General features: G+C 44.5%; 18 protein-coding genes and 5 tRNA genes. 4 read left to right on the top strand and 19 right to left on the bottom strand.

Annotated elements, in window-relative coordinates; translation table 11 throughout:
- Nucleotides 1-10 precede the first annotated feature (10 nt).
- On the top strand, nt 11-352 hold the full coding sequence (locus tag SUN_RS00730; RefSeq protein WP_011979830.1) for a DUF2853 family protein: 342 nt from the start codon (nt 11-13) through the stop codon (nt 350-352).
- 5 nt (nt 353-357) lie between these two features.
- Here the strand turns inward: SUN_RS00730 and SUN_RS00725 are convergent, their stop codons facing one another.
- The 19 genes from SUN_RS00725 to SUN_RS00635 form a co-directional block, all read right to left on the bottom strand.
- Complete coding sequence (locus SUN_RS00725; protein WP_011979829.1) at nt 358-723, bottom strand: hypothetical protein; 366 nt, start codon at nt 721-723, stop codon at nt 358-360.
- 171 nt (nt 724-894) lie between these two features.
- Complete coding sequence (gene fusA, locus SUN_RS00720) at nt 895-2,985, bottom strand: elongation factor G (RefSeq protein ID WP_011979828.1); 2,091 nt, start codon at nt 2,983-2,985, stop codon at nt 895-897.
- Nucleotides 2,986-2,996: 11 nt separating this feature from the next.
- The gene (gene rpsG / locus SUN_RS00715) at nt 2,997-3,464 is read right to left on the bottom strand and encodes a 30S ribosomal protein S7 (RefSeq protein WP_011979827.1); all 468 of its coding nucleotides are present in this window, start codon (nt 3,462-3,464) and stop codon (nt 2,997-2,999) included.
- A 132-nt stretch (nt 3,465-3,596) separates the two neighbouring features.
- Nucleotides 3,597-3,968, bottom strand: a complete 372-nt coding sequence (gene rpsL / locus SUN_RS00710; protein ID WP_011979826.1) for a 30S ribosomal protein S12 — start codon at nt 3,966-3,968, stop codon at nt 3,597-3,599.
- Nucleotides 3,969-4,176: 208 nt separating this feature from the next.
- Nucleotides 4,177-8,706: a DNA-directed RNA polymerase subunit beta' gene (gene rpoC / locus SUN_RS00705; protein ID WP_011979825.1), complete on the bottom strand. Its 4,530-nt coding sequence runs from the start codon at nt 8,704-8,706 to the stop codon at nt 4,177-4,179.
- The gene (gene rpoB, locus SUN_RS00700) at nt 8,699-12,856 is read right to left on the bottom strand and encodes a DNA-directed RNA polymerase subunit beta (RefSeq protein WP_011979824.1); all 4,158 of its coding nucleotides are present in this window, start codon (nt 12,854-12,856) and stop codon (nt 8,699-8,701) included. Before rpoB ends, rpoC begins: the two co-directional genes overlap by 8 nt.
- 319 nt (nt 12,857-13,175) lie before the next feature.
- Entirely contained in the window at nt 13,176-13,550 is a 375-nt protein-coding gene (gene rplL / locus SUN_RS00695; protein ID WP_011979823.1) for a 50S ribosomal protein L7/L12, read from the bottom strand.
- An 86-nt stretch (nt 13,551-13,636) separates the two neighbouring features.
- On the bottom strand, nt 13,637-14,122 hold the full coding sequence (gene rplJ, locus SUN_RS00690) for a 50S ribosomal protein L10 (protein WP_011979822.1): 486 nt from the start codon (nt 14,120-14,122) through the stop codon (nt 13,637-13,639).
- A gap of 235 nt (nt 14,123-14,357) precedes the next feature.
- Nucleotides 14,358-15,062, bottom strand: a complete 705-nt coding sequence (gene rplA, locus SUN_RS00685) for a 50S ribosomal protein L1 (RefSeq protein ID WP_011979821.1) — start codon at nt 15,060-15,062, stop codon at nt 14,358-14,360.
- 87 nt (nt 15,063-15,149) lie between these two features.
- Nucleotides 15,150-15,575, bottom strand: coding sequence for a 50S ribosomal protein L11 (rplK, locus tag SUN_RS00680; RefSeq protein WP_011979820.1), 426 nt, complete (start codon nt 15,573-15,575; stop codon nt 15,150-15,152).
- Between the two features lie 35 nt (nt 15,576-15,610).
- Nucleotides 15,611-16,141, bottom strand: a complete 531-nt coding sequence (gene nusG / locus SUN_RS00675; protein ID WP_011979819.1) for a transcription termination/antitermination protein NusG — start codon at nt 16,139-16,141, stop codon at nt 15,611-15,613.
- Nucleotides 16,142-16,153: 12 nt separating this feature from the next.
- Nucleotides 16,154-16,333, bottom strand: coding sequence for a preprotein translocase subunit SecE (gene secE, locus SUN_RS00670; RefSeq protein ID WP_011979818.1), 180 nt, complete (start codon nt 16,331-16,333; stop codon nt 16,154-16,156).
- A 17-nt stretch (nt 16,334-16,350) separates the two neighbouring features.
- Nucleotides 16,351-16,426 (bottom strand) — tRNA-Trp (locus SUN_RS00665).
- Nucleotides 16,427-16,486: 60 nt separating this feature from the next.
- Nucleotides 16,487-16,639, bottom strand: a complete 153-nt coding sequence (gene rpmG / locus SUN_RS00660; RefSeq protein ID WP_011979817.1) for a 50S ribosomal protein L33 — start codon at nt 16,637-16,639, stop codon at nt 16,487-16,489.
- 54 nt (nt 16,640-16,693) lie between these two features.
- Entirely contained in the window at nt 16,694-17,902 is a 1,209-nt protein-coding gene (gene tuf, locus SUN_RS00655; RefSeq protein WP_011979816.1) for an elongation factor Tu, read from the bottom strand.
- Between the two features lie 143 nt (nt 17,903-18,045).
- Nucleotides 18,046-18,120 (bottom strand) — tRNA-Thr (locus SUN_RS00650).
- Between the two features lie 178 nt (nt 18,121-18,298).
- A tRNA-Gly gene (locus tag SUN_RS00645) sits at nt 18,299-18,375 on the bottom strand.
- Nucleotides 18,376-18,397: 22 nt separating this feature from the next.
- Nucleotides 18,398-18,482, bottom strand: a tRNA-Tyr gene (locus tag SUN_RS00640).
- 55 nt (nt 18,483-18,537) lie between these two features.
- Nucleotides 18,538-18,613 (bottom strand) — tRNA-Thr (locus tag SUN_RS00635).
- Nucleotides 18,614-18,767: 154 nt separating this feature from the next.
- Between SUN_RS00635 and SUN_RS00630 the strand changes: the two genes are divergently transcribed.
- From SUN_RS00630 to SUN_RS00620, 3 genes are all read left to right on the top strand, one after another.
- Nucleotides 18,768-19,505, top strand: coding sequence for a YaaA family protein (locus SUN_RS00630; protein WP_011979815.1), 738 nt, complete (start codon nt 18,768-18,770; stop codon nt 19,503-19,505).
- A 158-nt stretch (nt 19,506-19,663) separates the two neighbouring features.
- Entirely contained in the window at nt 19,664-19,951 is a 288-nt protein-coding gene (locus tag SUN_RS00625; protein WP_011979814.1) for a putative quinol monooxygenase, read from the top strand.
- 3 nt (nt 19,952-19,954) lie between these two features.
- The gene (locus SUN_RS00620) at nt 19,955-21,130 is read left to right on the top strand and encodes a class II aldolase/adducin family protein (RefSeq protein ID WP_011979813.1); all 1,176 of its coding nucleotides are present in this window, start codon (nt 19,955-19,957) and stop codon (nt 21,128-21,130) included.
- Nucleotides 21,131-21,165: the final 35 nt, after the last annotated feature.

Here is a 21,165-nt window from a genome sequence, read left to right as displayed (position 1 = left end):
AGGAGCATCAATGAGTACATTAGCAGAAAAAGTAGCACACTACACAGCAGTGAACAATGATCTGGGACTTGGGCTGAAAGAAGATCTTATATCCAAAGTAGCCAAAGGTCTCGGGCCATCCATTTACAAAAGTGATTCCGAGCTTGTTTCCTGCAGCGACAAAGAGGAACTTGCAAGGGTAAGAGAGAATTTTCTCAAAGGAAAACTTGGCTTCAAAGGCCACGAGGAAGACCTTGACCACGCCATAAAAGAGGCTTGTGAAGCAATGGGTACTTCAAACAGAAATAAATACAGAGCACTCTTTTATGCCCTGCTAGTTAGACGCCTTGGCCGAGAGGACGTTTACGCTTAAAGTAATTATATCTTGATAAAGAGGAGATATTTCTTCGTCTCCTCATTCTTTCCGAATCCCACTATTTCCATATTATTGTTCTTTGCATTCACGTCCATTCTAAGCTCATACATCATCGTATCCATATCAGATATCAAAAGCGGAGGGATAAGCGCCCCTACGTTGATCTGAGCATCACTGCCGTCCATTTTGAATATCAACTGCTTTCGCACCGGATCAAGATCATAAAGATTCAAAGGTGCCTCACCGGCGTAGATCAGTTTTTCAGAATCTTCCGGGTCCTCCTTCAAAAGTCCTGCCGTAATGACATAGTCTTCAGCATTGGCTATGGATTCTCGTATATCCTCTATAAGGTCTATAATGACTTTCATTGTTATCCTTTATTATATTAAATGTTTATCTATAAATAGCGCAAGATTTTGCTGTAGTTTGCTGTAAATGTGGTCTAATGGATTTTGTGGAGAGATGGAGCTTACTGATAGTAAGTGACCGAACGGAACAAAGTCCATTCGGCCGAAGTTGCAGTGAAATACTGCGAAAGATTAGCTGTTACGCTTTTCGATGATCTCTTTAGCTACATTCTGCGGAACTTCCTCATAATGGTCAAATTCCATAGCATATGTCGCACGACCCTGAGTCATTGAACGAAGGTCTGTTGAGTAACCGAACATTTCAGAAAGTGGAACAAATGCATTAACGATTTTGTTCCCTGCTCTGTCATCCATACCGGAAACCTGGCCACGTCTTTTAGCAACATCACCGATGACATCACCCATGAACTCTTCTGGTACTTCAACTTCAACTTTCATCATTGGTTCCAAAATAACTGGATTTGCTTCTCTACAACCATCTCTGAATCCCATTGAACCTGCAAGTTTAAACGCCATCTCAGATGAATCCACATCATGGTAAGAACCATCATAAAGTGTAACTTTAACATCTTCAACCGGATATCCTGCCTGGATACCTCTTGCCATTGCTTCCTGTACACCTTTATTAACCGGCTGGATAAATTCTTTAGGAACAACCCCACCTTTGACTGCATCAACGAACTCATAACCAAATCCTGGTTCCTGTGGCTCGATCTTGAGGAATACGTGACCATACTGTCCACGTCCACCGGACTGCTTCGCATACTTGTATTCTTTGTTGACCGCTTTTCTGATAGTCTCACGGTAAGCAACCTGTGGCGCACCAACTTCAGCTTCAACTTTGAATTCTCTTTTCATTCTGTCAACAAGGATCTCAAGGTGAAGTTCACCCATTCCTGAAATAATTGTCTGACCGGACTCTTCATCTGTGTTGACACGGAAAGATGGATCTTCTGCCGCAAGTTTGCTCAATGCAATACCCATTTTTTCCTGGTCAGCTTTTGTTTTAGGTTCAACTGCAACAGAGATAACCGGATCCGGGAAATCCATTCTTTCAAGAACGACTTTATCTTTGTCTGAACAGAGAGTATCACCGGTCGTTGTATTCTTAAGACCAACAACTGCGCCGATCTCACCAGCATAGATCTCGGAAATTTCTTCTCTTTTGATCGCATGCATCTTCATGATACGGCCAACTCTTTCCTTCTTCTCTTTTGTAGAGTTAAGGACATAAGAACCAGACTCCAGAGAACCTCTGTATACACGGATAAATGTCAACTGACCGACAAAAGGGTCAGTCATAATTTTGAATGCCAATGAAGCGAACTCGCCATCATCAGTAGACTCAACAACTACTTCTACATCTTCATCTTCCATTTTGGTACCCTTGATCGGTGGTGCCTCAACAGGAGATGGAAGATAATGAACGACTGCGTCAAGAAGTGTCTGTACACCTTTGTTCTTAAATGCTGTTCCAGGAAGCATTGGAACTACGTGCATATGGATTGTTGCCGCTTTGATACCGGCCATAATCTCTTCAGTCGTAAGTTCTTCACCTTCCATGTATTTTTCCATAAGCTCTTCGTTACCGTCAACTTCAGAAATACCTTCGATCAGTTTTTCTCTGAATGCTTCAGCCTGCTCCTGAAGCTCCGGACGAATATCCTGCTCATGGTATGCAGAACCCATTTCAGCATCTGCATCCCATACGATCTCTTTCATTTTTACAAGATCGACCACACCTTCGAAGTTCTCTTCAGCCCCTATAGGAAGCTGGATTACAAGAGGGTTACCTTTGAGTCTGTCTCTGATCTGTCTCTCGACCTCAAGGAAATCAGCACCGGTTCTGTCCATTTTGTTCACGAAAACCAGTGAAGGTACACCATAACGGTTTCTCTGTCTCCATACTGTCTCAGATTGCGGCTGAACACCACCAACTGCACAGAATACAGATACGGCACCGTCAAGTACTCTCATGGATCTTTCAACTTCGATCGTAAAGTCAACGTGGCCCGGAGTGTCTATGATGTTGATCTGTTTACCCAACCACTCACAAGTTGTCGCAGCAGAAGTAATCGTAATACCTCTTTCCTGCTCCTGCTCCATCCAGTCCATTGTTGCTGCACCATCGTGAACCTCACCGATCTTGTGCTCAACACCTGTATAGAAAAGGATTCTTTCCGTTGTTGTTGTTTTACCTGCATCGATGTGCGCGGCGATACCGATGTTTCTTACGTCTTCAAGTTTGTGCGTTCTTGCCATAACCTAGTTCCTTACCATCTGTAGTGAGCAAATGCTTTATTCGCTTCTGCCATTTTGTATGTATCTTCTTTCTTCTTGAAAGCAGAACCTTTTTCAGTTGCAGCATCCATCAATTCATTGGACAGACGCTCCATCATAGTTCTTTCGTTTCTTTTTCTCGCTGCTTCAACGATCCATCTGATTCCGAGAGATTGCTGTCTTGCAGGTCTGACTTCAATAGGCACCTGGTACGTTGCACCACCTACTCTTCTTGATTTTACTTCCATAACAGGCTTGATGTTATCCATTGCTTTGTTGAATACTTCAATACCTTTTTCACCAGTTTTTGATTCAATTCTTTCTAACGCCGAGTACATTACTTTTTGCGCTGTGCTTTTCTTACCATCAAGCATAACTGCATTGATGAACTTTGTTAATACTTTAGAACCGTATACTGGATCTGGCAGTACCGGTCTAACGGGAGCTTTTCTTCTTCTCATTATTTTTTTCCTCTTCAATCTTTTATTATTGATTTACTCAAGTTTTATCCCCTAAGGATTCTTGATAAAACCTGCTCAAGTCTGTTCCCAGACTAAACTTCTACTTTTTAACGTGCTTAAATAATGTTGAAATTATTTAGGTTTTTTAGTACCGTACTTAGATCTTGCAACTGTTCTTCCAGTTACACCTGAAGCATCGAGTGCACCACGAACAATGTGATACTTTACACCAGGTAAATCTTTAATTCTACCTCCACGTACAAGTACGATAGAGTGTTCCTGAAGGTTGTGACCCTCACCACCGATATAAGAGATCACTTCAAATCCTGAAGTCAATCTAACTTTGGCAACTTTTCTAAGTGCTGAGTTAGGTTTCTTTGGAGTTGTTGTGTAAACTCTTGTACATACGCCTCTTCTCTGAGGACATTTTACGAGCGCAGGTGATTTTGATTTTTTCACTTGCTTCTTACGTTCTTTACGAATCAATTGGTTAATTGTAGGCAAATCGTTTCCTTTCTTTGTTAGTTTGAATTGAATCTGGTTCTTACACCAAAACTAAATACTCACAAAGTACTTAATTTTGGCCTATAGAGACAAAAATGGAGGCATATTATATCGAAAATTTCTTTGTTTTTTCTTATATTCGGGGAGTGTGGTGTGAGCGGGATATTCATGCCACCCTAAAGGTGACATGAATGGGAGAAGGTGCTGCTTACTCAGCAGCGGAGAATTTAATCTCGTCAGAGTCGATCATACCTGTACCCACAGGGATGAGACGGCCGATGACGACGTTCTCTTTAAGGTCTTCGAGCATATCCACCGTACCGGCGATAGAGGCTGAAGTCAGTACTTTCGTCGTATCCTGGAAGGATGCCGCAGAGATGATAGAGTCTGCACCGACCGCTGCACGGGTGATACCCACAAGCATCGGTTCAGCAATCGCAGGCTCTCCTCCAAGTGCGATCACTCTCTGGTTCTCTTCCTGGAACTTACGGCGGGAGATAATGTCGCCCGCGATAAAGTTGGAGTCACCGCTCTCGACTACTTTGACCTGTCTCATCATCTGAGATGTTACGATCTCGATGTGTTTGTCAGAGATGTTAACCCCCTGTCTACGATAGACCATCTGGACTTCGGAAACGATGTAGTCATACAATGCTTTTTCACCCAGTGCCGCAAGGATATCGTGGCTTGAGACGATACCGTCGGTCAATTTCTCACCGGCATGGACATATTCGCCTGTATGCACAAGTGCTACTTTGTTCTTGTCGATGAACTGCTCAGTTATCTGGCCATTGTCACCGGAGATGATAAGTCTCTCTTTCCCTCTGAGCGGTTTACCGAAGCTGACCACACCATCGATCTGTGCAATAAGTGCGATATCTTTCGGACGTCTTGCTTCGAAGAGTTCTGAAACCCTTGGAAGACCCCCGGTAATATCTTTTGACTTGATCGCCGCTTTTGGTGTCTTCGCCAAAATATCGGCAATATTCACTTCTTCCCCATCCTTGACAAAAAGGATCGTTTTAGGATCCAGCTGATAACGGATCAATTCACCGGATTCTGTTGCAAGTGTGATCGCCGGTTTATACGCCGCCGGGATGTACTCGTTCAACTCAAGCCTGGTATCTCCTGTCACTTCATCAAACTGTTCGACAACAGTAACACCAGGAATGATATCTTCAAATTTCAACGTACCCTTCTGCTCTGCAATGATCGGTTCGGAATACGGATCCCATTCAGCGATCACGACCTGTGTCGTTTTTTCCGGTGCAGAAAGGGTCGCTCCTCTTTCCACTTTTGCATTGTTGTCCACATGGACTACGGAACCTCTTGAGATGTAGTGTCTTCCTGCCTCTCTGTTATTGTCATCGACAACCACAGCAAAGAGACCTTTCTCTTCCACTTTGTCTCCGGATTTTACACCATCGTGCGCTTCGAGGTAATCTCCCTTCAGCAGGAAGAACTTCACGGTACCCTTGGCTTCTGAAAGTACTTCCTGTGTCACAGGGGCACCGTCTTCCACTTTCAATTCAGATGCGAACGGGATACGGCTTGGAATACTCCAACCCTCTTTGATCACTTCGACAATGGAGTCGCCCTCTTCTACCATATCACCGTCTTTAAGCGGAAGGAAGAGTTTTCCTTCGATTTTACCGGCAACACCCGCAAGTTCGTTAGACTTGGCAACGTCTGATTTTCTCAGGTTGTATCTAACCTCGTCATCCCCATTGTTCTCTACAGAGATCACGATCTCATCGTGTGTAACGACAATAGAGACTTTCCCTTTGTTTACCGCTTTGATCTTTGGCTCGACCAAAAGTACCCCGGCATTTCTTCTGTTGGCAACGATCAGCTTGCCCTCTGTGTTACGATAGACTGAAAGATTGTAGTATCTGACGAAACCTTCTTTTGTCGCCACTACGGAACGCTCTTCTTTACCCGCTGTTGCCGTACCACCGGTGTGGAAGGTTCTCAGTGTCAGCTGTGTACCCGGCTCACCGATCGACTGTGCCGCAATGACACCGACCGCTTCACCACGCTTGACCATTTTGTTGTCAGCCATGTTCAAACCGTAACATTTCGCACAAATACCTTTAGGTGCCTTACAGCTGGAAGGTGCTCTCATGACCACGGATCTCACACCGGCTTCCTGTACTCTCGTCGCTGTCTCTTCATCGATCATTGTACCTTCGGAAACCAATACTTCAGACGTGATAGGGTCGATGATATCTTCCGCCAATACTCTTCCGTAGATTCTGTCTGCGAGTGGCTCGATCATTTCGTTACCCACAACAATATCGGATACTTCTACACCTTCGTGTGTACCGCAGTCTGTCATAGAGACCTTCACGTTCTGTGCAACATCAATCAGTTTTCTGGTCAGGTAACCCGCGTTCGCTGTCTTAAGTGCGGTATCTGCGAGACCTTTTCTCGCACCGTGTGTTGAAATAAAGTACTCAAGTACGTTCAGACCTTCACGGAAGTTGGACGTAATAGGTGTTTCAATGATCGATCCGTCAGATTTTGCCATCAGACCCCTCATACCGGAGAGCTGTCTGATCTGTGCAGCAGAACCTCTCGCCCCGGAGTCAGCCATCATGTGAACGGAGTTGAACCCGTCTTTGTCTTTTCTGATCAGATCCATCAATGCTTCGGCAATGGAGTTGTTTGCATCTGTCCAGATATCGATAATCTTGTTATATCTTTCCTGGTCCGTCAAAAGACCCGCAGCATATTGTCTCTGGATCTCTTTCACTTGTTCTTTTGCTGTTTGTACACGCCCTTCTTTCATTTCAGGAATCTTGATATCGTCCACAGAAATGGAAACACCTACCTTGGTCGCATATTTGAAACCCATATCCTTGAGATTGTCAAGGAAACCGGCTGTTTCGGAAACACCGCCGATCTTGTAGATATAATCCACCAATGCACCGATATCTTTCTTTTTCAGTACTTTGTTCCAGTATTTTTCCGGTACATAATCAGGGATGATCGACTTGAGGATCAGTCTTCCCGCCGTTGATGTGGCAATACGCCCGTCAAGTACCGTTCTGATACGTGCATTAAGGTCAAGCGCCTGCTGTTCGAATGCAATCTCTACCTCTTCCACATTGGCGAAGAGTTTGTGCTGACCTTTGACATCATTCTTTTCCAGTGTCAGATAGTACAGTCCCAAAATCATATCCTGGGAAGGTACCGCGATTGCTTTACCTGATGCAGGAAGCAGGATGTTCATGGACGCGAGCATCAATACTTTTGCTTCAGCGATCGCCTCATCTGAAAGTGGTACGTGTACCGCCATCTGGTCACCATCGAAGTCGGCGTTGAACGCAGAACATACGAGCGGGTGAAGCTGGATCGCTTTTCCTTCGATCAGTCTTGGGTGGAATGCCTGAATCGAAAGCTTGTGAAGTGTCGGTGCACGGTTAAGGAGTACCGGATAGTTCTCAACCACTTCTTCAAGACATTCCCATACCTCATTGACCTGCTGTTCGATCATTTTTTTGGCCTGCTTGAGTGTAGTTGCATACCCTTTCTCTTCAAGTTTTGCCATCAGGTGAGGCTTGAAAAGCTCGATCGCCATCTTCTTGGGAAGACCACACTGGTCCATTCTCAAGTCGGGACCGACAACAATAACAGAACGCCCGGAGAAGTCAACACGCTTACCGAGAAGGTTCTGTCTGAAACGTCCCTGCTTACCTTTGATCACTTCTGAAAGTGATTTCAGTGGTCTTTTGTTGGCACCTTTTACTGCATTTCCGCGTCTACCGTTATCGAAAAGTGCATCTACTGCTTCCTGCAGCATTCTTTTTTCGTTTCTGACAATAATCTCAGGTGCATCGAGTTCCACCAGCCTTTTCAAACGCTGGTTTCTGTTGATCACTCTTCTGTATAGGTCGTTTACGTCTGATACGGCAAATTTTCCACCATCAAGGCTGACCAATGGTCTAAGATCCGGGGGGAGAACCGGAAGCTGTGTCAGCATCATCCATTCAGGTCTGTTCCCTGAGTGAAGGAAGGCTTCTATGACCTTGAGTCTTTTAACGATCGTTTTTCTCTTCGCTTCAGACTTTGTTGCCTGGATATCTTCTTTGAGCTGTGCGAACATATCGACAAGGTCAAGGTCTGCAAGGAGTTCCTGCACGATCTCCCCACCCATTCTGGCATCAAGACCCGTGTCACCGAAACGTGAAGAGATCTGCTGATACTGCTCTTCATTGAGCACATCATACTTCTGTACAGGGTTGAGCCCTTCGTTATCATAACTTGCCTCACCCGGTGTTTTGACGATATACGCTTCATAGTAAAGTACACGCTCGAGGTCTTTCATCTTGACACCCAAAAGTGTACCGATTCTTGACGGGAGAGAAGAGACATACCAGATGTGTGCTACAGGTGCGATCAGGTCAATATGACCCATTCTGTTCCTTCTTACTTTTGAGGAGGTAACTTCAACCCCACATTTTTCACAGACCACACCTTTGTAACGCATCTTCTTGTATTTACCACACAGACACTCGTAGTCTCTGATCGGTCCGAAGATCTTTGCACAGAAGAGCCCGTCACGCTCCGGCTTGAGCGTCCTGTAGTTGATGGTTTCAGGCTTCTTGACCTCACCGTAACTCCAGGAAAGTACCTTTTCGGGACTTGCCACTTTCAATTGAAGGGCCGCAATATCCTTCGGTCGGTCATCACTGTTCAGATCAATTGGTGTTAAATTCTCTAAAAACTTACTCATCTTCACTCTCCACTTCTTTTTTACTCTCATATAGCTCTGCGTCAAGTCCAAGTGCCTGAAGCTCTTTGGTCAATACGAACATCGTCTCAGGTACACCGGAAGCCGGTACGGATTCACCTTTGGTCAGCGCTCTGTAAGCTCTGGCTCTACCTTCAACATCATCTGATTTGATCGTCAGCATCTCCTTAAGGATATGGGAAGCACCGTAGGCTTCAAGCGCCCAGACTTCCATCTCCCCGAATCTCTGTCCACCGAACAGTGCTTTACCACCGACCGGCTGCTGTGTAACAAGCGAGTATGGTCCGGTTGAACGTGCGTGTACTTTCTCATCGACAAGGTGGTGCAGTTTGAGCATATACATGTATCCCACGTTGACACGCTCAATCATCTTCTCACCTGTTTTCCCGTCATACAGTGTCATCTTACCGTCACTCTCGATCTTCGCCAGTTCAAACAGTTTGTCAAACTCGGTCTGGTTCGTACCTTCAAATACAGGTGCTGCGAATTTCACACCTCTGCTCCAGTCTCTACCGTAGGCAAGAAGCTCTTCGTCGCTCATTTGGGAAAGGACCTCTTTCGCATTCATCAGCTTCGCAACATCTGCGATCTCGATCATTTTGGCTCTGAGCTCTTTGATGAAATCCGCTGTTTTATTGTCGAACATCTCCTGGATCTGCTCACCCAGTCTCATACCGACAAGTCCGAGGTGAACCTCGAGGATCTGTCCGATGTTCATACGCGAAGGTACCCCGAGCGGGTTGAGAATGATCTCGACTGGTCTTCCGTCTTCCATGTACGGCATATCGATCTCGGGAACGATGTTGGAAACGATACCCTTGTTCCCGTGACGTCCCGCCATCTTGTCCCCGACTTTGAGCTTTCTCTTTGTCGCGATGTAGATCTTGACCAGTTTCGTCACACCCGAAGGAAGGATGTCGTCTTTTTCAAGAATGCTCAATTTTTCTTCATGCTCGTTCTTGAGTCTCTTCTTCTGCTTGAGGAAGTAGTTCTTCAACGCTTCATACTCATTCTGAACATCGTCGGAGTAGGACTGCACCACACCTCTGAGCGCAAATCGGTTCACGCCTTTGATGGTCTCTTCATCGATCTTGCTGCCTGCTTTGTATTCTTTGTCGCCGATCGTGACATCTTTTGCAAGCTCCTGCCCTGAAAGGTAGTGTGCGATTCTCAGGATCTCTTCCCTGTCGATCATCAATAACTGATCATGGTGATCAGAGTCAAGGATCGCTTTTTCCTCTTCATAGGCCTGGATCGCTCTTGCATCTTTCTCGTATCCTTTTTTGGTGAATACTTTGATATCAACAACAACCCCTTCCATAGATGCCGGGCAGTAGAGTGACTTGTTCACAACATGGCCCGCTTTCTCGCCGAAGATCGCCCTGAGGAGTCTCTCTTCAGGCGTAGGTTTGATCTCACCTTTTGGAGAGACTTTACCGACAAGGATCATTCCGGGTTTTACATAGGTACCAAGCTGAACGATACCGCTTTCATCGAGGTGAAGCAGTTCATCTTCACGGATATTCGGGATATCCCTTGTGATCTCTTCCGTTCCATGCTTCAACTCTCTTGCTTCCACCTCTTTCTCGTAGGTGTGGACCGAAGTGAATGTATCTTCACGAATGATCTTTTCAGAAACGATGATCGCATCCTCGTAGTTGTATCCATACCAAGGCATGAAGGCAACCATGATATTCTTACCGATGGCAAGTTCACCCTGATCCATGTTCGCACCGTCGGCGATCACCTGTCCGACTTCTATTACATCGCCAAGTTTTACGATCGGTGTCTGTGTAAATGTCGTGTTCTGGTTGGTTCTCATATTCTTTTCAAGAGGATAATGGTCGATGAACACGCCTGTCTCATCTTCACCCATGATGTAAATGTTCTTCGCATCCACTTTTTCCACTTTACCCGCTCTTTTGGCTTTGACCGCTTCCCATGCATCACGTGAAACGATCGCTTCCATACCGGTACCAACCACAGGCGCATCCGTCTTGAGCAAAGGTACTGCCTGACGCTGCATGTTCGATCCCATCAGTGCACGGTTCGCATCATCGTGCTCAAGGAACGGGATGAGTGCCGCAGCCGAACCGGAGATCATCAATGGAGAGATATCGATAAGGTCTACTCTTTTCGCCTCATTCAGCTCGATGTTTCCGTTCAGTCTCGTTTCGATAAGGTCTTCAACGATCTTCCCGTTCTCATCTACTTTGGTAGAAGCAGGTGCGATACACTTGTCCTCTTCCTGTGTCGCCGTGATGTAAACGATCTCATCGGTCACCTGCGCATCTTTCACCACTTTGTACGGTGCTTCGATGAACCCATGCTCGTTTACTTTCGAATAGGTCGCCAATGTGTTGATCAGACCAATGTTCTGACCTTCCGGTGTCTCGATCGGACAGATACGTCCGTAGTGCGTCGGGTGCACATCCCTGACTTCAAATCCGGCTCTCTCTTTGACAAGACCGCCTTCACCCAGTGCGGAAAGACGTCTTTTGTGTGTTACTTCGGAGAGTGGATTGGTCTGGTCCATAAACTGTGACAACTGCCCGCTTGAGAAGAACTCAAGGATCGTATTCGTGATCATCTTGGAGTTCACAAGATCGTGAGGCATCAACTCATCGAGTGTACCGGAGATCGTAGTCATCTTATCCTTGATCGCTTTTTGCATCTTGACAAGACCGTTGTGAAGCTCGTTACCAAGCAATTCACCGATCGCTCTGATACGTCTGTTACCCAGGTGGTCCCTGTCATCGATATGCCCGTGGCCATTCTTAACCTTGATCAGGTATTTTACCGTGTTGATCAAGTCTTCTGCCGTCAGTACAGTAGCGTACTGAGGGATGTCAAGACCAAGCTTGTGGTTCATCTTCATACGACCGACCTCTGTAAGGTCATATCTTTCCGGATCAAAGAAGAGCTGTCTCAGGAAGGATTTCGCCGCTTCGGGAGTCACTGGCTCACCGGGTCTCATTACCTTATAGATACGGATCGCAGAAAGAACGTTCTCATCGTCGATCTCCTCTGTCTGCTTGAGCAGTCTGAGGCTCTCGTTATCTGCAATGAAGGCATTAATGATCGATTTGTCAGTACCTTCCGCAAGGTCGTTGATGATCTCGATACTCTCGATACCCTGCTCGATCATCTTTTTGAGTTTTGTCTCGTCCAGCGGGGCAACCACGTCGTACAGTACTTCACCGCTTTCCTGGTCTATCACAGCTGTAGCCAAATGTCTTTCCATCAGCATTTCAAGCGGATATTCGATCCACTCGAGCCCATTCTCGATAAGCTGCTGTGCTTTTTTCTTTGTCAGTCTCTTACCGGCATTGACAATGACGTTACCATCCATATCTTTCACATCGTATTCCGCTCTTCCGCTGAAATCACTCGGGTCGAATTTCACAAGGAATCTGTTATCTTTGATACTGATCTCTTTAGTCGGGTAGAAAAGTTTGACGATGTCCTCTTTGGTATAGTCCAGCGCTCTGAAAAGGATCGTTACCGGGATTTTTCTTCTTTTGTTGATACGTGCATAAAGGATGTCTTTTGCATCATACTCGAAATACAACCATGATCCTCTGTCAGGAATGATCTGTGCGGAGTAGAGCAGCTTGTGACCTGCCGTCGTACTCTCTTCCTCTTTGAAGATAACACCAGGCGATCTGTGAAGCTGGTTGACAATGACTCTTTCTACACCGTTGACGACAAATGATGTTCTCTCTGTCATCAAAGGAATGTCACGAACAAATACCGCCTGCTCTTTGATCTCTTTGGGATCAAGCTTTTCACCTGTCTTCTCATCTCTGTTCCAGATGGTCAGTGCGATGTTCATCTTCAGTGATACAGAGTAGGTAAGCCCTCTCTCCATACATTCTCTAACGGTATATTTCGGTTTAATGATCTCTGAGTTTTTGTATGTCAATGTCAGTCTGTTCTGCTGATCGTGGATAGGGAAGGCCGACCTGAATACACGCTCGAGTGTAGAGTGTTTTCTGTCTCTTTCACCCAACATCAAAAAGTTTTCATAACTTTTCTGCTGAAGCTGCAATAGGTTGGGGATTTCAATCTCTCTTGGGGTTTTGGAAAAGTCAACGCGGAGTCTGTTACCAGAATGTAAAGAATTTAACATGGTTATCCTTATGTTTCATTGTTAAGAACGCTTTTAGAACAGAATCTAAAATCTTCAAAAGCCAGTTAAAATGCCAAGAGCATATCTTGAAGAGCATCTTAGTTGGCCTTTGGAGTCACGAATACCTATGCGCATCAGGTGGATCGTTATTTCAGTTCTGTCAATAAGGTTTAATAGTATTTGTTAATGTATTGGATACACAAAGAAACTATTAGAGGAGGGTATGAAAATGTCTCCGAATAGTTTATCGCTGTACCCAAGTAGGTTGTACAACTATGCTCAGGCACAGAGCCTGAACATTTTCAAATAATCGGAAGGATTATTTAAGCTCACAAGAAGCACCGGCTTCTTCGATCTGCTTTTTAAACTCTTCAGCTTCTTCTTTGGAAACACCTTCTTTAAGTACTGTAGGTGTTTCTTCGACAGCTGCTTTAGCTTCTTTAAGTCCAAGACCTGTGATCGCTCTTACTACTTTGATCGCATTGATCTTCTTAGCACCAGCATCTGTAAGAACTACGTTGAATTCTGTTTGCTCTTCAGCAGCTTCACCACCGGCAGCAGCTCCACCAGCAGCTACGACTGTAGCCTGTGCAGTTACGCCAAATTTTTCTTCAAATTCTTTTACAAGCTCAGAAAGCTCAAGAACAGACAAGTTTGAGATAAACTCTAATACATCTTCTTTAGTTGTTGCCATTTTTATTTCCTTAAAAATATTTTTTACCAATAATAATGAGAAACTATTTGCTTCTCAACAAAGAGCCGTGCAGCTCTCACCACACATTATGCCTCTGATTCTTTTTTATCAGCAAGTGCCTGCAAGCCAATTGTAAAGTTTTGTACCGGAGCATTCCAAACATTAAGAAGCATACCGATAAGTTCGTCTCTTGTAGGAAGTTTAGCCATTGCATTAATGGTTTCCATACTTGCGACTTCACCTTGGATGAGACCAGTTTTGATCGTAAAGTGATCTTTGAACTGTGTTGCCGCTTTATCGGCGATCTTACAAGGAAGTACTTGTGTATCACCCCAAATTACAAGGTTAGTGTCTTTGAAATCAACTGCTTCACAACCTGCATTCTGCAATGCGATCATTGCCAGTCTGTTCTTGACGACTTTGACTTTTGTATCTTCATCTTTCGCAAGATTTCTTACAGTTTCAAGATTTTCAACCGTCATACCCTTGTAATCACAAACGATAATGGCACCAGCGTCTTTAAACTCTGCTGTCATCTCTGCGACCAATTCTTCTTTTCTGGTTCTTGTCATATTTTTCTCCTTCCGATCTACAAAAGGGTGTGGATGACCACGCATATACCTTTTCAGATATATTAATTAAGCTTTCGCCCCTGTTGTCTTTGACCTAAGATATGAGAAATCACCGCTTTCCTATCTGGGATGTTACTGCCTGAGATATTACTGGCGGTTACTCTCAAACAAGTCCTACAGTTTAGAACTTGTTTGAAAATAAACACTCCGGCAGTTGCCGGAGCCGTAGAAAAAATTATTTGATTTCCATCACTTCTGATGTATCCAATGTGATTGACGGGCTCATTGTCAATGATACTGCCGCATTTGTGATATATCTACCTTTTGCAGAAGCAGGTTTTGCTCTGTTGATCTTTTCAAGCAGTGTCACGAAATTCTCTTTGATCTTGTCCGCATCGAAAGAGATCTTACCGATACCTGCATGGATATTCCCTTTTTTGTCTACTCTGAAGTTCACCTGACCGCCTTTAGCATTTTCAACTGCTTTGGCAACATCCATCGTTACTGTACCTGTCTTAGGGTTTGGCATAAGGCCTTTTGGTCCAAGTACTCTTGCCACTTTACCGAGTACACCCATCATATCAGGTGTAGAAATAACGATATCGAAATCGATTTTCCCTGCCTGGATATCTTCGATAAGATCTGCTGCACCGACAAGGTCTGCACCCGCTGCTTTGGCTTCGTCTGCTTTTGCATCTTTTGCAAATACTGCTACTCTGACCGTTTTACCTGTTCCATGAGGAAGAACAACTGATCCTCTGACCATCTGGTCTGCATGTCTCGGGTCTACGTTAAGGTTCAATGCCACTTCAACAGTTTCATCAAATTTTGCAGATTTGAGCTCTTTGAGTGTAGCCATCGCTTCATCAACGCTGTATTCTTTAGTTGCATCTACTTTCTTCAGCAGTGCCTCTCTTCTTTTACTTAATTTTTTTGCCATTTTTTTCTCCGCTTTTTTGCTCCCACATATTTTAAATCTATGTGGTAATGATTTTATCTTTCAAACAGCCCGTTCTCGCAAATGATATTAGTCTACGATCTCGATACCCATACTTCTACAAGTACCCGCAAGGATCTTTGCAGCCGCTTCTCTGTCATTCGTATTAAGGTCAGCGATCTTCTGATCGATGACCTCATCGAGTTTTGCTTTGGTGATAGACCCTACTTTGTTGAGTATCGGGTTGTCTGTACCTTTTTTGATACCGGCAGCCTTGAGGATAAGGTCACTTGCAGGTGGCTGCTTCGTTTCAAATGTAAAACTCTTGTCTACATATACTGTTACGATAACAGGAATCTTGAATCCCATTTTGTCTTTTGTCTTTTCGTTAAAAGCTTTACAAAACTCCATAATATTTACACCACGCTGTCCAAGTGCTGGACCTACCGGCGGTGATGGGTTAGCTGATCCGGCAGGGATCATCATTTTAAACTTTTCAGCTATCTTTTTTGCCATCTGTTCTTCCTTTGTTTGATTTAACCACTAAAGGGTTATATAATTTTTTCTACCTGAGTGTAGAGGATCTCGACCGGTGTGTTTCTACCAAAGATCGAAACATTCAACTTCAGCTTTCCATGGTCGAGATCATACTCTTCGACCATTCCTGTAAAGTTTGCGAACGGTCCGTCTACGATACGTACCATTTCACCTGTTTCGAAATCGACTTTTGGTCTTGGTGCAGCTTTCTGCTCCATTTTGTCCAAAATCACTTTGATATCCGCTTCAGTCAGAGCGGTAGGTGTCTTTTGTTCACCGATAAATCTAGATACTCTTGGCAGAGACTGTATCTTATGCCAAAGATCAGTATCCAGGTCTATATGTGCGAAAGCATACCCGGGATAAAGTGTTCTCTCAGTGATCTTCTTCTCACCGTTCTTCACTTCGATAACCTCTTCTGTAGGGACGACGATACGTTCAACTTTATCTTCCATACCGTAATCGGCAACAAGTTGTTCAATTGCTCTTTTGACAGATAGTTCACTACCTGAATATGTTTGAATTGCATACCACTGAAAAGCCATCTTCTCTTTACCTTATAAAACTGATGAAATGATTGATGACATCAAAAGGTCAACCAATGCTAAAAATATTGATATTACAGTCACTACGAGGAGGACTGCCAAAAATGCTTGTCTTACTTGTACTTTTGTTGGAAATATTACTTTATGTAACTCCGCTTTCGCGTTTGCAATAAATGTTGAAATTTTTCCCATTTGTGTTACCTTTGTTATGGCAGGCCAAGAGGGACTCGAACCCCCGGCACCTGGTTTTGGAGACCAGTGCTCTACCAACTGAGCTATTGGCCTAAATACTATTTAGGTTGTCATTCAAACCAAAGTTCAAATGACGGATTTCAAAGAATCAGCTTACAGCTTCATCTCTTTGTGAACAGTATGTTCTTTACACCATTTACAATACTTTTTCAGTGCAAGTTTTTCTGTTGTTGTTTTTTTATTCTTTGTTGTGTGATAGTTACGTCTTGTACACTTCTCACAACCAAGGTGAACTGTTTCTCTCATTATTATCTCCTATGATAAGTTTGCAAGAGGAAAATCCCTCCTGCAAGTGTTTACTTAAGCGATGATCTTGGAAACAACACCGGCACCAACAGTTCTACCACCCTCACGGATAGCGAATCTTGTACCTTCGTCAAGCGCGATCGGAGCAATAAGCTCAACATTGATCTTAACGTTGTCACCTGGCATAACCATCTCAGTACCTTCTTGAAGTTTCACTGAACCAGTTACGTCTGTTGTACGTACGTAGAACTGTGGTCTGTAGTTATCAAAGAATGGAGTGTGTCTACCACCTTCCTCTTTAGTAAGTACATATACTTCAGCTTCGAACTGAGTATGTGGTGTGATTGAACCTGGCTTACAGAGAACCATACCTCTTTGTACAGCTTCTTTATCGATACCTCTGATAAGAACACCACAGTTGTCACCAGCGATACCACAGTCCATTTCCTTACGGAACATTTCAACACCGGTTACAGTTGTTTTCTGAGTATCTTTAAGACCAACGATCTCAACTTCGTCACCAACACATACCTGACCTCTGTCAACTTTACCGGTTACAACCGTACCACGGCCCTGGATAGTAAAGATATCTTCGATTGCCATAAGGAAATCTTTGTCAGTTTCTCTTTTTGGCTCAGGAATGTACTCATCTACTGCATCCATAAGTTCCATGATTTTTGCTGACCACTCACCAAGGGTACCAGTTTTAGCTTCTTCAAGTGCCTGAAATGCAGAACCGGCTACGATTGGCGTATCATCACCCGGGAAGTCATACTCAGAAAGAAGTTCACGTACTTCCATCTCTACGAGCTCAAGCATCTCTTCTTTATCTTCATCATCAAGCTGATCTTCTTTGTTCAGGAATACAACGATGTATGGTACACCTACCTGCTTGGAAAGAAGGATGTGCTCTCTAGTCTGAGCCATTGGTCCGTCAGTTGCAGCGATAACAAGGATCGCACCGTCCATTTGAGCAGCACCGGTGATCATGTTCTTAACATAGTCAGCGTGACCTGGACAGTCTACGTGTGCGTAGTGTCTGGTTGCAGTTTCGTATTCTACGTGAGAAGTAGCAATTGTAATTCCTCTTTCTCTCTCTTCTGGTGCATTATCGATTGCATCATAATCCATGAGTTCAGTATCACCTGCAACAGCAAGTACCGCTGTAATAGCAGCTGTCAGTGTAGTTTTTCCGTGGTCAACGTGACCAATAGTACCGATGTTAATATGCGGTTTTGTTCGTTCGAATTTTTCTTTAGCCATGCTTTTTCTCCTAGCGTGAAATGTTTTAAAGGCAGTATTATACCTAAATTTACTTATATTACTCCCGACAAGAGTAATGACCCCATACCATATGGACAAAACTATTACACGACTGTAACACTTTTGTCCATATTTTTGGAACGTGGAGCCCATAGTGAGACTTGAACTCACGACCTCTTCCTTACCAAGGAAGTGCTCTACCCCTGAGCCATATGGGCAAATCTTTATATACGGATTCTCATATACAGAGAATTACCAATATAGTTAAAATGGAAATATTAAATCAAATTGTCTGAGATTATTAGTAGCATAAGGATTAACAACTATGTTGCCAGAACCGACTGCTGAAGTTAATAATAGTATGTGAAGTACATAATTCACACAGCTCCCAGTTTATGGAGCGGGAAACGAGACTCGAACTCGCGACCCTCAGCTTGGAAGGCTGACGCTCTAGCCAACTGAGCTATTCCCGCGTCTTTATGTGACTTAACATAATGGTGGTGAGTGAAGGATTCGAACCTTCGAAGACATAGTCAGCAGATTTACAGTCTGCCCTCGTTGGCCACTTGAGTAACTCACCACATATATTCGTTTGTCATATTACTGGTACAAACACTGATAATTATTGTTTTAAATGGAGCTGGTAAAGGGACTCGAACCCCCGACCTGCTGATTACAAATCAGCTGCTCTACCAGCTGAGCTACACCAGCACCATCGCATTGAAAGCTGTTACACTTAAAATGGACGGGAATTATAGACAAAAAAGTTTTAAAAGTCAAGGATTTATGTAAAAAAAACAAAAATTTCTCTTTTTTATCCTTTTTAACTAAAATACCTACATCATTACAGTGAAGGAAAATATCCATGAAGATACTACTGGCACCCAGCGAAACCAAGATATCCGGAGGAGAAGCACCCTTCAGGCTTGATACACTTTTTTTCCCCGAACTTTTGCCCTACCGGACCAAACTGCTGCACAGCTATACCAATATTCTTCAAAAAGGCGATATGCAGGTACTTTCTAAAATGTTCGGCCTGAAAAAAGAGGCGGATATCCGTTCACATATCAGAGACATCGTTCATGAGCCGGCCATGAAAGCCATCGAACGCTACACCGGTGTGGCCTTTGACCATCTTTCCTACACCGCGCTGGATACAAAGGCACAGAAATACATAGATGAGCATGTCATCCTCAACTCCAACCTCTTCGGATATCTCCGGGCCGACGACCTCATCCCGGAGTACCGTCTCAAACAAGGAGAGCCTGTCGGGGAGATCAGGGTGGAGAAGTTCTATCATGAGCATGGTGCAGCAGAAATGGAAAAATACCTTTCGAATGAGGAGATCCTCGACCTGCGTGCCGGCTTCTACGACAAGTTCTACAAACCCGCCAAACCCTACACTACTCTCAAATTCATCAAGGAGGGCAAAGTGGTCAGCCACTGGGCGAAGGCTTACCGGGGTATCGTACTGAAAGAGATCGCCAAAAGGGGAGTTGAAAGTATTGACGATTTCATGAAGCTGCCTATTCAGGGACTTGCCATACAGGAGATACAGACCAAAAAGAACAAAACTGAAATCATCTATAGCATAGAAGCATAAATATGAAACTACCAAGCGAAGAGACACTCTACTGGACCATGGTCATCCTGCTTTTTCTTGGTGTCATTCTCGGCATGCTTTTTGATACAAACTATGGGTAAAACAGAACCTAAACAAGATTTTGTTATGCTCTAATCACTTATTTTACAGGAGAAACCATGACCATTACCAAACGTGTGACATTCATTGCCAAAGAGGGAAGCGAAGAGAAGATGAAGGAGCTGCTTTCTGCCATGGTGGCGCCCAGCAAAGCCGAAGAGGGATGCATCTTCTACGAGATCTTCCAGTATGAGAACAAGCCCCGCAAGTTCATGGCGGTCGAGACCTGGAGGGACGAAGCGGCGCTCGACGGACACAAAGCTTCCGCGCACTACGCTGTCTACAAGTCAAGCTACGAACCCTACTGCGAAAAGAAATATACCGATGAACTCATCGTGTTGGGATAAGCTTTGAAGAATCTATGGGACGATACAAAAGCAGCTGCATGCAAGGATGACCTGAAACTTCGGGTCTATACTTCCAACCTGCTTGGGCAGAGTGATGAGCTTGTACTGCATGGTGGAGGCAACACCTCCGTCAAGATCAGAGAGAACGGAGAGGATATTCTCTATGTAAAAGGAAGCGGATGGGATCTTGTATCTATCAAAGAGGAAGGCTTCGCCCCTGTCAGGCTCGCAACTTTGCTGGAAATGGCAAAGCTCGAATCTCTGAGTGATACTGACATGGTGTCTGGACAAAAAGCCGCCATGACCGACCCTAAGGCACCCAATCCTTCGGTGGAAGCAATACTGCATGCGCTGATCCCCTTCAAATTTGTGGACCATACCCATGCCGATGCAGTAGTGACCATTTCGAACTCCAAAAAGGGCAAGGCGCTCATAGAGGAGTGCTTTCCCGGTTTTCTCATCGTCCCCTATGTCATGCCCGGGTTCATCCTTGCACATACTATATACAAAATGACACAGGATTTTGACTGGAAAAACTGCAAAGGGATCATCCTGCATCACCACGGCATTTTCACATTCGATGATGAGGCCAAACACTCCTATGACAAAATGATAGAAGCGGTCACCGTTGCCGAAGATTTCCTGAACAAGAGAACCACACTTACGTTCAATGACTATGAACCGAAAGCAAGCCTCGACACCGACAAGCTCAAAGCATTGATAGAAAAAGCCAAGGGACATGAGGTCATCATAAAAACAGATCAGAGCCCTTTGGCACTGACCTATGCATCACACCATAAGCTGAAAACATTCGCCACAAGAGGCGTCTTGACTCCGGAGCATATCCTCCGGACCAAAAGAGTACCGCTGGTCATCGAGGATCGTGACATTGCAGGAGCCATTACCGAATATATCGCTGCCTACATAGCTTATTTCAATCGTCATGCAACCAATGAGATCATGCTGAACCCCGCGCCGAACTATGCGGTTGTAAAGGATTACGGCGTGGTCTTCTTTGGAAAGGACGAGAAAGAAGCGGACATTCTCAAGGATATTGTGGCGCATACAATGAAAGCTGTACTCAGAGCAGACCAGCTCGGAGGGTACCGGAGCATCAGTGAAAAAGAGAGTTTCGAAATGGAATACTGGGAACTCGAACAGGCAAAGCTTAAAGCGTAGGGTGCGTAACACGCACCAAAGTGGACATCGGCATA

The organism is Sulfurovum sp. NBC37-1 (genome assembly GCF_000010345.1).
Lineage (GTDB): Bacteria > Campylobacterota > Campylobacteria > Campylobacterales > Sulfurovaceae > Sulfurovum.
Note: the sequence above shows the minus strand (reverse complement) of the source record. Positions and strands in the feature narration are given on the sequence as shown.